General features: G+C 42.4%; 13 protein-coding genes and 3 pseudogenes. 7 read left to right on the top strand and 9 right to left on the bottom strand.

Going from position 1 to position 15,266, the window contains the following annotated elements:
• The 5 genes and pseudogenes from HA50_RS21040 to HA50_RS21055 all read right to left on the bottom strand — a co-directional run.
• Nucleotides 1-374: pseudogene (locus HA50_RS21040) on the bottom strand (conjugal transfer protein TraC); the annotation flags it as partial.
• Between the two features lie 255 nt (nt 375-629).
• Entirely contained in the window at nt 630-983 is a 354-nt protein-coding gene (locus HA50_RS21045; RefSeq protein WP_338117370.1) for a hypothetical protein, read from the bottom strand.
• 445 nt (nt 984-1,428) lie between these two features.
• A pseudogene (locus tag HA50_RS21050) lies at nt 1,429-1,678 on the bottom strand (helix-turn-helix transcriptional regulator).
• A 216-nt stretch (nt 1,679-1,894) separates the two neighbouring features.
• Nucleotides 1,895-2,001 (bottom strand): annotated as a pseudogene (locus HA50_RS31600) (ash family protein); the annotation flags it as partial.
• A gap of 153 nt (nt 2,002-2,154) precedes the next feature.
• Nucleotides 2,155-2,841: a helix-turn-helix transcriptional regulator gene (locus HA50_RS21055; RefSeq protein WP_084878677.1), complete on the bottom strand. Its 687-nt coding sequence runs from the start codon at nt 2,839-2,841 to the stop codon at nt 2,155-2,157.
• Nucleotides 2,842-3,073: 232 nt separating this feature from the next.
• Here HA50_RS21055 and HA50_RS21060 point away from each other — a divergent pair, with 232 nt between their 5' ends.
• The 3 genes from HA50_RS21060 (at nt 3,074) to HA50_RS21070 (ending at nt 5,996) form a co-directional block, all read left to right on the top strand.
• Nucleotides 3,074-3,298 carry a hypothetical protein gene (locus HA50_RS21060; protein WP_084878679.1) on the top strand — a complete coding sequence of 75 codons (225 nt, stop codon included), beginning with the start codon at nt 3,074-3,076 and terminating at the stop codon, nt 3,296-3,298.
• A 308-nt stretch (nt 3,299-3,606) separates the two neighbouring features.
• Nucleotides 3,607-4,626: a plasmid replication initiator RepA gene (repA, locus tag HA50_RS21065; protein ID WP_084878681.1), complete on the top strand. Its 1,020-nt coding sequence runs from the start codon at nt 3,607-3,609 to the stop codon at nt 4,624-4,626.
• 941 nt (nt 4,627-5,567) lie between these two features.
• Nucleotides 5,568-5,996 carry a ProQ/FINO family protein gene (locus tag HA50_RS21070; RefSeq protein WP_084878683.1) on the top strand — a complete coding sequence of 143 codons (429 nt, stop codon included), beginning with the start codon at nt 5,568-5,570 and terminating at the stop codon, nt 5,994-5,996.
• Between the two features lie 46 nt (nt 5,997-6,042).
• Here HA50_RS21070 and HA50_RS21075 read toward each other — a convergent pair whose 3' ends face one another.
• The 3 genes from HA50_RS21075 to HA50_RS21085 are packed head-to-tail and all read right to left on the bottom strand — an operon-like array spanning nt 6,043 to nt 7,497.
• Nucleotides 6,043-6,414 (bottom strand): hypothetical protein, encoded by a 372-nt coding sequence (locus HA50_RS21075; protein WP_084878685.1) that lies wholly within the window; start codon nt 6,412-6,414, stop codon nt 6,043-6,045.
• A 7-nt stretch (nt 6,415-6,421) separates the two neighbouring features.
• Nucleotides 6,422-6,793: a glycosyltransferase family 25 protein gene (locus HA50_RS21080; protein ID WP_084878687.1), complete on the bottom strand. Its 372-nt coding sequence runs from the start codon at nt 6,791-6,793 to the stop codon at nt 6,422-6,424.
• A complete protein-coding gene (locus tag HA50_RS21085; protein WP_158087425.1) occupies nt 6,790-7,497 on the bottom strand; it encodes an O-antigen ligase family protein in 708 nt (235 codons plus the stop codon). The genes HA50_RS21080 and HA50_RS21085 overlap by 4 nt, the downstream gene beginning before the upstream one ends.
• 216 nt (nt 7,498-7,713) lie before the next feature.
• Here HA50_RS21085 and HA50_RS31185 point away from each other — a divergent pair, with 216 nt between their 5' ends.
• The 4 genes from HA50_RS31185 to HA50_RS21100 all read left to right on the top strand — a co-directional run bounded on the left by HA50_RS31185 (nt 7,714) and on the right by HA50_RS21100 (nt 14,579).
• On the top strand, nt 7,714-7,923 hold the full coding sequence (locus HA50_RS31185; protein ID WP_139810987.1) for a hypothetical protein: 210 nt from the start codon (nt 7,714-7,716) through the stop codon (nt 7,921-7,923).
• A gap of 2,090 nt (nt 7,924-10,013) precedes the next feature.
• Nucleotides 10,014-10,922, top strand: a complete 909-nt coding sequence (locus tag HA50_RS21090; RefSeq protein WP_084878691.1) for a RepB family plasmid replication initiator protein — start codon at nt 10,014-10,016, stop codon at nt 10,920-10,922.
• Between the two features lie 1,468 nt (nt 10,923-12,390).
• A complete protein-coding gene (locus HA50_RS21095; RefSeq protein ID WP_084878693.1) occupies nt 12,391-13,593 on the top strand; it encodes an AAA family ATPase in 1,203 nt (400 codons plus the stop codon).
• A 35-nt stretch (nt 13,594-13,628) separates the two neighbouring features.
• On the top strand, nt 13,629-14,579 hold the full coding sequence (locus tag HA50_RS21100) for a ParB/RepB/Spo0J family partition protein (protein ID WP_084880109.1): 951 nt from the start codon (nt 13,629-13,631) through the stop codon (nt 14,577-14,579).
• Nucleotides 14,580-14,718: 139 nt separating this feature from the next.
• On the opposite strand, the gene HA50_RS31190 is transcribed toward HA50_RS21100, so the two are convergent.
• The gene (locus HA50_RS31190) at nt 14,719-14,919 is read right to left on the bottom strand and encodes a hypothetical protein (RefSeq protein ID WP_139810988.1); all 201 of its coding nucleotides are present in this window, start codon (nt 14,917-14,919) and stop codon (nt 14,719-14,721) included.
• Nucleotides 14,920-15,266 lie beyond the last annotated feature (347 nt).

Below are 15,266 nucleotides of genomic sequence, written 5' to 3' on the forward strand. Positions count from 1 at the left end.
CGCTCGATGATTTCCGGCATTATCTGTTCCGGCCACGGACACAGGCAGTGGCGCCAGCCCTGGCTGTACAGCGAATTGATAACGGCACGGAACCGAAATAAATCGCAGCCGGCGGACGATACTGCATTTGTCCAAAGGGCGGTAAGCACACTGTCGATGGAATTGTTTTTATTACCGTCGATCAACTGGCGTATCGTTGAGAACTCAGCGGCCATTCCCCTGAACGATGGAATATGGCGAGCGCCGTTGAGCCACTCGGCGATGAATTTGCGTTTACCGCGTTCTGAGGTGATGTTGTGGTTTTCCTCCGCCGTTCGCAGGGCGACGAGAATGCACCACAAGAGATTACTAACCTGGTCCTGGGTGGATTGCATGGGATAATGACTCTCTGATGGTTCCGGTTTCTGGCAATGGCGTCTGTGCCTTCACACCGCCGGTGAAGGGAGCCGGGTATGGCTGACGGGTAACAGGAACAGAGGGTGTTCACATGGCAGGCCCCGTACAGACGCCATTCCGGAAAGCGGATCAAAAAAAAGCCCCCGACTGGCGGGGGAACTCCATATGCAATGGGATGGAGGTTAAAAGCCGGTTCGTACGCCGGTTCCTGAGGCTCCTGGTGTTGAGCTACGTTAAAATCCGTGTGACCCGGAATGCGTGATCAGGTCATACAACATGGAAATACGCGATACCGGGTGAGACATGTTCTCAAGCTGAATAAGGTGTTTGTACTGGTTTTTTGTAAGCCATATGTTCGCTGCTGCTTCCAGCTCGTTCCGGGCTGCGGGGTGCAGCGTGGGATCCGGAAAAACTTTCATTAAGCCGTCGACAACAGAGCTCTTTACAGGGGAAATTTTGCTGCCAAATTTAACAAAGTCGCAAAATGCCGAGTGTGCACGAACAGTCTCAATTTTGTGATGTTCGAAATTTGCCTTAAGAAAAAAACTAACCGGGGAAAACGGCAGAGACTCTTTTTCTGAATACATGAGGAGCATCGGCGCGTTTAATTTTGGTTAAGGTCAGAGGAGTCCATGGAACTATATTCTGGTCGTGAAGCCAGTACAAAAAGATTCTCACGATTTCTGGCCCCGGTAATATACAGGGCTAGATACCATTGTTGATTACATATATCCTGTATATTCATTTTTGAACGCTTCGCGCTGAATTGATCCATGAAGGAATAATTCTGTATTCGTCGAGGCGAATACATTCAAACATGGCAATGAAGCAGACTTATAAACAAACACTTAAGTTTGCCCGCTGCAGTTCTGACACTGTCATGGCTCAATATATTCTTGTAAGCAAATCCAATAAGCATAATTGGCGGCACTACTTATGGGATTGGTTGTTATGCTTGTCTTTTTGTTATCTTTTGTAAATAGTAAATGAGATAAGTCTCAAAATTGTCCCCATTTAAGGGGACACATTTGGTTATTTATTGATCACCAAAAGAAAGGCCCGAAGCAGTATTGCTGTTCGGAGTGCATCGTATCCCTCGAGATTTAAAKTTTTTTGTGCTTCGCTTGAGATAAGTTCGTACTGTCTCAGGTGACAAGTGACAACTTTCAGCTATGACGTCGTAAGAAGCACCAAGGGCATACAGGGTAGACACCTCTAATTGTTTCTTGGATAGCTCAGGAAAAGATTTTTCCAGGGTGTCCAGCATATTGGGCTGTAGCATATAAAATCCCTCTGCAAATCAATACGAAAACTATATGGACGGCAAAGGTGTTCGCTAATGGGGTAATACCCCATTAAAGCCGGTGCTTGGGCTCGTAAAATGGAAGAGAGTACGTGATAGGTTAGATGCCTTCCCGGCAGCACAACTGCAGCTTAACTGGGAGATATGAGAACTTTTAGGGGGCATAGTTGAGCTCCGATGATGATTTTCAGATCTATCGCCGGAGTTTCCACGCTCGATGGCGATAGCCCAGACGGGGGTGGAAATACCGGCATCATCGGAACCGGCCAGGCCGAGGCCTGCCCCGCCTGAGCTACCATTGAGGCAAATGAGGCTTAAAAAAAGAACTCTTGAGCTTCAGATGTATGGTGCTTAGACGTTGTTTTGCGATAAAAAAGACGCATGCGCGTCTATATCGCCGATGATATGCACGGGTTTCCACGCCCGATCACAGGATTTACTGTGATGCCGGAAGGTTACTGGCTATAGACCAGCGAGTCAACTGAGTGCATTGGCGATACTGATTTAAACAAGCGGAATCTTGGCTTTAGAAATCTTGGTGGAACGTACGTATCCCAGTTTTTCTGACGGCAATATCGCAGCAGATCTTCCCCGCAGCATGTGCCTGTTTTCTGTAAACAATTACTGATGCGATGTTCAACTGCTTTGAGTGAGAGGTTGAGTATTTTTGACATTGTTTTTCGGCTGTACTTCATCGTGAGAAGAAAGATCACCTCCCACTCTGCGTTCGTGAAAAACTTTGAAGGAATCCGATATATCAATGGCTTGGGGACATCATCTTCCAATAGATAGCTTGGGCTGAACATATCAAGTGGCCGTACCAATAGCATCGTGCCTGAGCATACACCATAGTCATCGTAGTAGGGGGTAGTATCAAAACACAACGCGTGTAGTGAGCTATCTTCTCCAACAGGATGAGTGATGATTGATGAAAATTTCTCTCTATGCCTCATTACAAGCTGTTCTTGCCGGTGAATATTATGCGACAGATAGGCCAACGACGTAGGCAATTCATCAAGAGTTTTGCCTAGAATGGGGTAATTTTCTGTTAAATTCAGTAGCTTAAGGAATGCATTGTTAACGGCAACATACTGCATCCTGCCGTTTTTGATGGTCTGCGGCTCTGTACTGAAGTACATCATGTTGATGATTTGCGGTGAAATAATTAGTTTTTTTGGAAAGGTGATTAATGGTGATCATCTCTGAGCACTTAAAGTCAATAAAAATTAATGGGTTATGTTTTTTCTATTGTACCTGCATTCAGATCCAATCTATCTAACAGTGATCTATCTCCCTAGCGTGCTTAAAAGACACTTTTAAGTGTTAGTTTATATGCTAGTATTACAAAGATCTTAAAGTTAGCTGGAGGTGGTTATGGCGAATACAGCACAATCCTCAAAAGTTGCAGGTATACACTGCTCAAAAGTAACAGGCATCACTGAATTTAAGCGTGATCCGTTGGGTACTGTTGATGCTGCTGAAGGTGATGCTATCGCTATCCTCAACCGCAGTTCTCCGGCTTTTTACTGTGTGCCTCTTGAGCTTTTTGAACGAATGAAACGAGACGCAGAGGCCTATAGAGCGCAGCTGGCTGGCTGACGAATTGGACGGGATCCTTTGAATTGATCCTTTTTAGACGAAGTGATAGAGTCAGCGAGATTATTGCTAGATAACATATTGTTTTGAATGGTGGTCACGCCGGAAGGTGACTGGTTCTGGGCAATTCACGAAGCCTGGAAAAACAAAAACCCCGATAATCTCAGAGCTTGGCGGCATCGATAGATTAACGGGGTCCCAAAACAAAACCTATAGAAGTTGTTGCTTCTGTAAGGGAGTATAACCCGTGCGCGAAAAAAGACAAGACTTTCCGTGCTTACTCCATCTGTGCAACATAAGCGCAGGGAGTGGTGGCTGAAAGAAAGCACCCTCAGCATTGGAGCCAGCTCGATACCGATAGCCAGATCCGTTTCTGGCAGGGGGTTGATGATGGCAGCGTTGACTCTTTTCTGGTTGAACCGGTAAAGAAAAAAACGCGTCGCCGCCGTGGTGACCATTCTACAAAACCCAAATGTGAGAACCCGTCTTGGTTCCGTCCTGATCGCTATAAAAAGCTGGGCGGGCAGCTTGGTCACGCCTATAACCGGCTGGTAATGAAGAATCCTGTAACGGGAAGATATCAGCTGCGTATGCATATGTCCCTTCACCCGTTTTATGTGCACGCGCGCCAACGAGCTGGACGTAAATATGCCTTCCGTCCCGAAAAACAGCGTCTGTTGGATGCCCTGTGGCCCGTGCTCATCAGTTTCTGTGATGCTGGGAAGCACACCGTGGGGATGTGTGTCTCAAGGCTGGCCAAAGAACTCAGCCCAAAAGACGGCAAAGGAAAAGTCATTGCTGAAACGGCAGTCACCGTCAGCCGTCTTTCCAGCCTGATCGCCGAACAGGTCCGTTATGGCGTCCTCGGGGTGTCTGAAGACACCTCCTGGGACCATGAGGCGCGAAAGCGCCTGCCAAAGCATGTCTGGATCACCGAAACCGGGTTCAAAATGCTGGGTATCGATATGAAGAAACTCCTGGAGCAGCAGCAGAGAAAGCTGAAGGAGAGTGAGGAGCGTCAGGCCCTCATCCGGGAAGGGATCCTCGCTGAAGATGAGGAGATTTCCGCCCGTTCGGCCCGGAAACGCTGGTACCTGCAGCGCCGCCTGGAAGCCCTGAGATACCGGCGGGCGAAAGGCGCGGCCCGCAAGCGCGCGAACCGGCTGGAAAAGCTGCCCCGTGACCGTCAGGTTTACGAGATGAGCTGCTGGCTGAAGAAAACCCTGCCAGCGGATGAGCGCTACTGGATGACGGCGGAACGCCTCGAACAGCTGGCCGTACAGCATCTTTATCAACTGGAGCTGGCGCTGACGGCACCGCCGCCTCACTAGCGCCCCCTGAGTTTCCTTGATTTTTCTAAGCCCCTCCGGGGCTTTTGGTGCTGCCTGTTCTGGCGAATTTTGCGGGTTCGTCAGTGTATTTTATGCGCAGTCATGTTTTTACGTCCCCTCGCACTCCATTCATATCCATTTTATAACAACATCAAAGCTGTTATACACATAAACCCGCAAACAGATAACATTAGCTTTTCGAACACAAATATCAATGAACCCGCAAAATCTTCCAACATCCCAATAATATTCCCCTGTTTACACAATCAGGGTGATCCTTTGTCTTCTGTAGATCTGTGGAAAACCAATAATGCCTTCGCTTGCAGCGACTAAAGTCGCGCCGCTCAGAATCTAAAAGTTCCTCCCACTGCTACGCAGCGGGCCCCAAAAGACGGCCATCAAAGCATCCAGCGAAAGATATATTGCTTTAAAATCTGCACTATTTCCCCCGTAACCGGTCTACGACCGCTAACTCGCAGTACCGCGCTCCGAACCGCAAGCGGTTCGCCGTCCCTACGGGCCCGGGCGCAAGCGCCCGGCGCTAACTGCGCACCCTCGTGGGGGAAAATAACCATTTCTAGTAGCTGAAAGTGGGTTAAGGCTTTGCAGGAAGGGGGGGGTTAATAGCCACAGACTATTATGTAGCCGGCTTCGCCGGGCTCTCCGGCGGATGTAACTAAAGTGAACTATTCGACCTGATTTCCGCCGGCATGTGCCGCTAGCGGCACATTCAGGTTACCATATTAGAGTGTCGAGTTTAATTGGTCTAATAATGAACTAAACGTACAATAATTTCCGATCTCCAAACTGACCCCTACTATCACTGACGTCATTATCTCGCCGCATCTATTTATACGGGTAAATACTCATATATTACATTTGGTTAAGATGTAATTAGCGCTATAATTAACCAATAAATTCCATAATTTTGAGGTGATTTGATGACCAATAGTTGTCACGTGACAGCTACAGAACAGACATCAGTAAAGGTTACGAAGGTTAGCCTTCATCAATCCTTTTCGAGAGTCTGTAAACAGTGGCCAGAATTATGGCCTGAATGGAAACGACGCCGTTTCCGGCCGGTTATTCATGGTATTGCAGACAAGATGCATAAACATGTTAAAGCCAATCCAAGTGAGGTGCTTACCCATGCTGATATTGCTCGTGTGATGCGTTTTGTTACTGGCCAATTGAGTTATCTTGAGCAGATCACCGAGGGCGCAGCCCGTTATGATCTTGATGGCCGTCCGGCTGGTAAAGCGACGGCAAAAGAAGAGGCATATTCGCGCCAGCGAATTGCTGAAATAAATGAACGTATAGCCAGAAAGCAGGATAAAGGGGGGGGACAGGGATGCGGACAATATTCTTAGGTAAGTACTGGGGTAAAAGCGCTGAATTTTTTCAGCGCTGAATTAATCATTGTTTAATAATTTTTTGGAATGGTCTATGAAAAAGTAGATTGAAAGCTTTTATCAGTTTGATCTTAAGTGAACGGCTGGAATAAATTGTTTTCCACGCGGTTTCTTTTGCTTCCTGTATTTCTCTGTCACTTCGATTACCGATAGTACTGATACTCTCATAGACAGAATTCGTACTGATATATTCAGGATGAACTCCAAATAACCGTATAAACCCAAACTCTTTAAACGTTTGCCATTGATCAGCGACACACCAAACAGGGAATAGCTTATCAAGAAGAATTTCCGCGGCGGGTTTGTTTATGATATACGCATGGGAAAATGCGGCATTGTAAACATCATGAACTGAATGTCCATTAGATAAATCCATTATGGTTCTACCACTGTAATGGTTTACCTTGGATAAAAATAAATACTGGGTGTCTTTTGGGTATTAAATGTTCTATCTCGTTGAGAAAATGAGAAATATCTTCTGGTAAGGATACGTCATCTTCAAGCACCAATGCGCACTCATCATCAGATGTCGTTAAGGCTTTATAAACTGCCAAATGACTCAAAGAGCAGCCAATTTCCCCGGGGGTGACTGCATAGCTATGCTCTTTCTTTAAAATAGAAAGTAAATTAGCGGGTATTTTTCTCCCATCGATGGCGGGCACTAATTCATAATGAAGACCTGAGCGCTTGGCCTGGAACTCCATTGACTCCTTTCGGGCGTGAGCATCTTCTAGATTAATGATATAAGTCTTCAATTTTCAAACCTTCCGTGTTGGTTGTGGCCAGCCATGCTTGAAACTATAATTGTTGTAGAAAAAATAACTATTAATTCAATGGATGTTAATAAAACATCTGTGGCGCCGTATAACAGAATTGATATAGTGGATATACCCACAGGCCCAATAATAGATGGTTGGCTAACTTTAAATATCAGAATAAAGAAAAATAAGAACAACACAATCACCCCAAAAAGACCAAAGATAGATGCATATTGAATAAATTCATTATGCAGATGTACTCTAAGATATTGTGTTGCAGCTGACTTTTCTTTTGCATCATGCAAGTATTCAGTAATTTCTTTATTGCGATGAGACTCACTCTGACCAAAAGGTGAATCACTAAAAGCAATTACTCCAAGCTTCCACATGCTGAACCTTGCGCCAAGCGAAGTATAATCATTACCGCGGTTATATTCCCCGATTTCTCGCATGGTAGCATCATATCGATCAATTATTATCTTTGAACTTGCGGCCATTACAACCATTAATGATAATAGAGAAATAGTTAATATCTTTAGACTAAGAACCTTGTCTTTATACATCCAGGAAAGGAGCAGAAACAACCCAAGCGCAGGATGAAGAAACATAGCTGCGCGTGTCTGAGTCAGAAAGATCACATAGGTTGAGAGAACAAGGATAGCTGACTGAATGAAGTATTTATATTTTGATTTTAACTTCATTGCCATTAATGCTGAAAAAGCTAACGTAAAGGCACTGTAAGCATATGCAGTTAATTTGCACGATTAATTCCAAGAAAAATGCGATCATCGCTATCAATTCCCTGGATAACTCCAAAAGTACTTGCGGTTATGAAAGCCAAAGACATCATTGATATGATTAGTGTTGCGTTGGGCAATTTTTTTAGTTCGTCTTTACCGTTTAAGATATAGAAAGCTATGACTGATGCTACTAACCATCTTTTGCCAGGGGTATATAGCAATTCTGAAGAAGTATTACCTGATAGATATTCAGACAGTACTGACCAACCCAAAAAAAGGAAAGATAGAAGCAAAAAAACCAAAGTGACATTTTTACGATTAAGAGTTTTTTTTAATGTTAAAGCGTTGAACAATAGTCCAGCTAGTGATAAATATCCACACCAATAAAACATTACTCGCGAAGTTTTTTCATGAATGAATGCAATATACGTTCACGTTGCCGGAGGATATTTTAAAGGGAGAATTGAGAGCATTAAATTTTAACATAAAAAATGAATTATCTTCTTAGCGTACGTTTCCGTTCCATTGGCCCTCAAACCCCCTAAAGTAGAAAGGTCAAAAAACAACCTTAACGTACAATAATTTTCGATATCCAAACTGACCCCAATAAAACGACCAGGATTATCTGGTCGATCCTCCGGCATGAAACTGAATATCAACCAGCGTTGAGTTAAGGCTTGCCTATGAAAGTTGCAGCGTACTGAAAAAATGGTAACAGGTTGCACCTGCACAGTCGGAACTAGCTAGCTAGTCCATATTCTTCATTAGTATGTTTAGATTTAGTTTATAAATCTTAATTGAAAAAACTCACCAATTCTTTAAAAGATTCGCTTTTGAAATAATGAGCATACCTTTTGAACTAGGCGATATTGATATTCAAATGGCTAGATTTGTATGTAGAAATTAATTTTTACGTTTTGAGTAAATATGTCTTCTTGAAATTCGTAAACATTATATTGCAATAAGTTTAATAATTTAGCTTTGTTGGTAGAACAGAAGGAAGTAAATCTCATATAAATAGATTAGTTCTTATCGATATTATTACTTTAAGCAATGACGATCTCCATTTGAGACTTTCAGGAACGTTTGTAACTAAAATTCATTCAATTCAAAATCTAATTTTTTTACAAACGTTACCGGCTGAACTTCAATAGATTTAAACTAACTCCATTATGAATTAATATAAATAATTGATTTATATATATCTTTTGAAGATTTTCAGCCTGAAAACACCATCGATGAACTTATAAAATTGAATTAAAAACATCTATTTAAATACAAATTAATGTTAACTTATAAACAACTCCGTTTTGAAGCGAACATATTCATAAGTAAAAAAGTATCGCGCGTGTGAATATATGGAATAAAAATCTTTCAGTTTAGCTATAAAAAAACCAGATGGGAAAATGGAGAATCATATTTACTTCCTTTACCAATAGTATTCATTTTGACCTGAATTACAATTCAACTATCCGGTGTTCGTTAGCAAAAAATCGTATTTAGCTATGACTTTCTAGTAGTTTTACCAAGCCATCAATCTAAATAATGATGATTGAGGTCTCTTATTACTTCAGAGTTCAAATCAACTATTTATTTTTCGATTTAAAATCTAATTAACTGATTTAAGCTCGTATGATGTCTAAATACGCGTTATCTTAATCGAAGCTAAAAATTATTATCATCCAATAATTGAATTATATAACTAAAAGAGACAGTGACCGGTGATAAAAGCGAGCTTTCTAATATGTAATTTAGATAAAAATAATATTTAAAATTAATGCAAAGAAGAGGGAAGGGGATATATGACGATAAAATAATTTTATTTCAAGTGCTGATAACTTTAAATCTACTTGAGATACAGTTGCTGACATGATGATTCTCTTTCTGAGACTGATATTGTTCCTGAATATCTTTATTAAATTGACTCGTAAAGAGTGAAATAGATCTTGATGTTACAGTGTAACTTATTAATATTGTTTATTATCATATGGTTATCATGATTACTTTCACATCTTGCATTTAAAAATGGGAATTGGCATTCAATTATCAATTTTTGGATGTTTTTTAAACAAATAAAGAAGTTCTGTAAAACTTGAATAAGACATGGTTAAGAATTGAGACTTAGATGAATGTTGATTGCATTTTTAGTCATTATCCACAGGATAGATCTAATGAAGTGGATCTTATATTGATCTAATAGGGATCTTATATATGATCTTTATAAAGATCTTAAAGATCTAAGCATCAGWAAAATTATATTTATCATAGTGTTAAAACATTTTTTGTTCCTCTAAACATGCACTTTGTTCTTCTAAACATGTGACCAGTTCCGCTAAATATGTAATTTGTTCCTCTAAAAATGCTATGCGTTCCTCTGGATATGCTGTAGTGTTCCTCTGAATATGCAGATAGCGTTCCTCTGAATATGCAGTGCAACGTTTACCTGTGGATAATTGTGGCAGGGGAGGTTAAAGGAAATGTCCAAGGATATAAATGACTTAGGTCTAACTGTCGAATATGAAAATAAAACCACAGGTGAACTTGAGTACATATCATCCACAAGCAACAAATCGATCCAGCCGCTATCGCTGCTGCGCCTGAGTGTCTTCAGCCCCGTGGGCTTGATCGAAAAAAAGAGCGTTGGTAACCGCTCGATGGATGCCTCAGAAGAGTTCCGTAACCTCGAAATTGTTAACAAGGAAGGGTACAACAAAGTCACCATCAATGGCCCTAAATTGGACATGGACACCGATTTTCGCACCTGGGTGGCCATCATTTCTGCCTTAACCCACACTGAGATGAAAGAAGGTAAGGTTACGTTACCTTTCACCGAGTTTGCGCGTCTTTGTGAATTCAACTCACGGCAGGTCAATAAAAATCTGAAGGAGCGGATTGCTAAATCACTACGTAAAATCACCCAAACTTCAATCCATGTGTACAAGGAAGATGGCGAAGATATCGTTAGTGCTACCACACACCTTATCAACTTTTCCAAGGTGGATACCGCTAAAAATCAGGTCATCATTGAGTACAATCCTGGACTCAGAGATCTCTATAACATCGACCTCAAACGCGTGCTCAAGCTCAAAGTATTTCCTGCCATTAAGCGCAATGAGGTTGCTAAGGCCATATATACCTTCCTGGAAGGCCTGCCAAACGTTCCAAACAAAGTTCAGATTGTTACCTTCGAACGAATCCAGGAACGGCTTAACATGCGTTCTGAGCCACGTAAACAGCTGATGATAGTGAGGAAAGCGATGAAGCTGTTGGAGGACGTTAAATACCTGACGTATACCGAAGGTTACAAAGTGGTTCAGGGTAAGAAAAGGATCTACTTTACGATCACATCCCGGGATCCGGATCTTTCTGAGAACAATGAAGTTTAGGCCCCAGGACAACATTGTTGAACATCAGTGTATTGGTGTTACTAAGCGCAATTGACTGTTTTTTCAATATAAATCTAATATGTTCCTCTAAATATGCAAGCGAAAGCCTACCATATTATTCAATATCTCTCTTAGTGTTCCTCTAAACATGCATCCGGAAATATTGCCGCCAATCTCTTCGAGAGGGTAGGGCGTTCCTCTGAATATGCATTTTAGGAATCTGTGCGCTCAATAACGTTCCTCTGAACATGCGGGAAGCATGTTTAGAATCATCGAAATAGGGGGTATCGTCATGCATTTGGCTTCAGATGCTATGTTCCTATAAACATGCTGGCGATGAGTTGCACTGTGTTCCTCTAAACATGCGCCCCAAACTGTTCCCGTAAACATGCATCTGTCGTTTTTGATACTTATGCTGCTGGCTTGAAAGAATCGCCGTTCCCGTAAACATGCAAATCTGTTTATGAACTGATCGTTTATGGAGTGCAAAATGATCTGGTGTTCTTCTAATGATGTTGATGTTGCAAGCTGTTCCTCTAAACATGCTAACCCATATCCCGGTTGTTCCTCTAAAGATGCAGCGATTTCTCAACAGATGTTCTTCTAAACATGTAGCGGTGAGTTCCAGCGGTGGTGTTCTTCTAAACATGCAGGCCCCTTGTCTTGTACAAGCTGTAACAGAGGTGGGGCTTTAAAGCTGATTACTGTGCGATAAATTTTAATCAATAAAATCAGATGCGTTCTTCTAAACATGCATTCATCTGATAATGATGTTCCTCTGAACATGCAGCCTCAGGGAGGCTTGTTCCTCTGAATATGATACGAAAATCTCTAGCGTGTTCCTCTAAATATGCTGTTGATCAGATGGTCACGTTCCTCTAAAGATGCATTATACGGCATTTGTTCCTCTAAACATGCAGGGCGACAGTGCTAGGTGTTCCTGTAAATATGCAGATTGAGGCAATTCCTCGGATGGGTTGCGGATTCAGTTGCCGGAGTGTTCCTCTGAACATGCAAAATCGGTTGATGAAGGGGGTTGCCTAACCCGATTTTTGTTCCTCTGAAGATGCAGAATGACTGAGAGGCGTTGATGTGATGATCATAAAGTAATCATTGCGTTCCTCTTCGCATGCGACTCAGAGATAAAACTCAAAAAGGTCTGATTTTGAAGTGTTGATAATTTGTACGTAGCGTTCCTTTAAATATGCAGCTTTAGCTATTGATCTGGACATCTATGCAGCTGAAATAAACCTGAAATCCGGTATTTCTCCCAATTAATCAATGTGATGTCAGTATGATGAGAAACTTCGCGATTGCGATATGTCTGCAGCCTTATTGGTATAATCTCAGTTTTGTGAAATAAATCCATCCATGAAGAAAAAATCCAGTTTTTAGGTTTTTTACTGAAAAATTGGCAGATTGAGGTTTTTTGTGTAGTATTCAAAAAGACATTATTACTGAGGTGCTTATGAAGCGTGATTACGGCGATGTGCTGGAGACAGCGAAGCGAGCGAACAGTATGTTGCAGGGACTTAGCAACCATATTGAACAGCAACGGGTTGAATTTAATCAGACTGGTTATTATCAAACGTATTCACGCAACGCTGTTGCCAATTTTCCACTGCTCAGTAAGCACGCTGTTGTCGCAGCCATCAGTGATATGGAGGAAGCTGGCTATGAGTTTGGGAAAAAGCAAACCGGCAGTACCTCACAATATGCGCTTAGCCTGCAGAACGTTATCGATATTTATCATCACCGCAAAGTACCTAAATACCGTGATAAGCACAAAGGTCCCTTCGTTGTGTTCGTGGTCAACCTGAAAGGCGGTGTATCCAAAACGGTCAGCACCGTGACGCTCGCGCATGGAATGCGTGCTCATCCTGCTATGCTGCACAATGATCTAAGGATCCTTGTCATCGATCTTGATCCTCAGGCTTCAAGCACCATGTTCTTAAGCCATAAAAATAGCATTGGCTCCAAAGCAGAAACTGCTGCCCAGGCGATGTTGAACGATCTTGGTCGTGAGCAGTTACATAGTGAGTTTATTCAGCCAACAGTGATGCCCGGTGTTGATGTTATGCCTGCCTCAATTGATGATGGTTTTGTAGCAAGTGACTGGGAGGCTCTGGTGCAGGAATATCTGCCGGGGGTTGCACCGTCTGAAGTTTTGCGCAGAAATGTTATCGATCGACTTGCCGATGACTATGATTTTATCTTTGTCGATACTGGCCCACATCTAGACTCGTTTATGCTAAACGCCATTGCCGCCAGCGATATCCTGCTTACGCCGACTCCTCCAGCACAGGTCGATTTTCATTCCACGATGAAGTATCTGACCCGTTTACCTGAGATGCTGGAGCGAATTGAAAAGGAGGGTGTTGAACCAAGATTAAAAGCCAATATTGGTTTTATGTCGAAGATGACGACGAAACATGACCATTTGACTTCCCAGAGTTACGCGCGCGAAGTGTTCACTAAATCTATGCTGGATGCATCTCTGCCGCGACTCGATGGTTTTGAGCGATGTGGTGAATCATTTGATACGGTAATCAGCGCCAATCCTATTTCTTATCCGGGTAGTGCTGATGCCCTTCGAAAAGCCAAGTATGAAGCAGAGCAATTTTCTCGTGCAGTTTTCGACCGCATTGAATACATCAGGAGCACACTGTGAGTACTCATAAGACGGTACAACGTATCGGCCGCACCATGGGCCAGACTGCAATTGCCAGCTTCATTGACAGCAGCAATACCTCGCGAACTTTCACGTTAAAATCGGGCAAGACAGCGACTTTTGCCCGTCAGCTCATTCCGCATGGCGATATTGAGCAGAAAACCTATGTTGACCCGCAGGTCAATGGTCGTGATCAGGCCACGCTGACGGAAGAATCTGTCAAAGACATCACGCGGACCATTGGTTTACAGCAATTCTTTCCCGCGATTGGCCGACTGAAAGATGGGCGAATCGAGATTATGGACGGTTCACGTCGTCGTGCTGCCTGCCTGTTCGCAGATGCCAGTCTTGAAGTGCTGGTCACAACAGATGAACTGGATATTAGCGATGCGCGTCAGTTAGCTGCCGACATTCAGACCGCCAGAGAACATAATCTGCGGGAACTCGGGTTACGTTTTGCCATCATGCATGAAAACGGCATGAGCAAAAGTGAGATTGCAAAAGCGGAAGGGATCTCAAACGCTAAAGTGACCCGTGCGTTTCAGGCTGCATCTGTTCCGGCAGAACTGATTGCATTGTTTCCAGTAGTCTCTGAGCTCACGTTGCCTGACTATCAGCTATTGCTTGATGTGACAGATAACGCCAAAGCAGAAAGCGTTGAGATCAGTGATCTGGCTGAGCAGGTTCGCACCATGATGAGTGTAAACCGTGATGACAGTATGACTACGGATGAGCAGAAAACAGAAATACTCAGCTATTTCCGTTCAGCGAAACGCAACTTGGTACCCAAAAAACCGAAGCCTCTGATCACGGAAAAACTGGCTGACTTTGAAGATCGCAATCTGCTGGCGCGTCGTAAAGTGAATGCAGAGAAGCGCTCTGTTAGTTATGAATTTGTCAGGTTACCTAAGGATACGGTGGATAAAATCGAAGCGGCGATTAAGCAGGTGCTTGAGAGTGTTAAAGGGGCTAAACTCAGAGACTAGCTGCAGTCTAATGGCTCCTTAGGGAGTCATTTTCTCTTAGTGTGATCTTCATGGTGAAGTCAGGCCAACTTTAAGAATTAATTTAACAGTATCCAAACAATGTTGTATAATATCTTCGTAGATATGCTGACTCGCAGTGTTAATTATTCATCGAAAAATAGCGAGCTGTCAAAATTTTGTTGATTGCCGTGATGGTTAAGTTTATTTTAGGATTAAATGTTACTGAAGTCTCATGCTTATCAAACAGACTAATTTTATCAGTGACTAATCTCGGTACAGAGATTCCATCAATATTTCCTTCAAAATTATTCTCTTCCGATAAAAAAAGGTTCTCCACCATCACAAGTTCGTGTTTTTTTATAATTATCTCATTAATCTTATGATAAAATGATTGAAGTGATTTTAAAAACGATCTGATGCAATTTACATATTAAAAATGCTGTGAGCCCATCCCTCTGCCGGAGTGTGTGATACGGTTAAGTACTGTTTATGATATTGATATGCTGATTATATTCAAGTGAACTGATGTTTATGTAAATTCATATGTTCTGTCTGATTATTTATCTGATAATTAGATTGAACTAAACCATTCTCCCATACACTCAGATGACTATTTTATATTCATGGTATTCTTATGAATTGGTTTTTTATTGCTTCATTAACCTGCGCTACCTTATTTTTCCCTTA

Source organism: Pantoea cypripedii (assembly GCF_002095535.1).
GTDB lineage: Bacteria > Pseudomonadota > Gammaproteobacteria > Enterobacterales > Enterobacteriaceae > Pantoea > Pantoea cypripedii.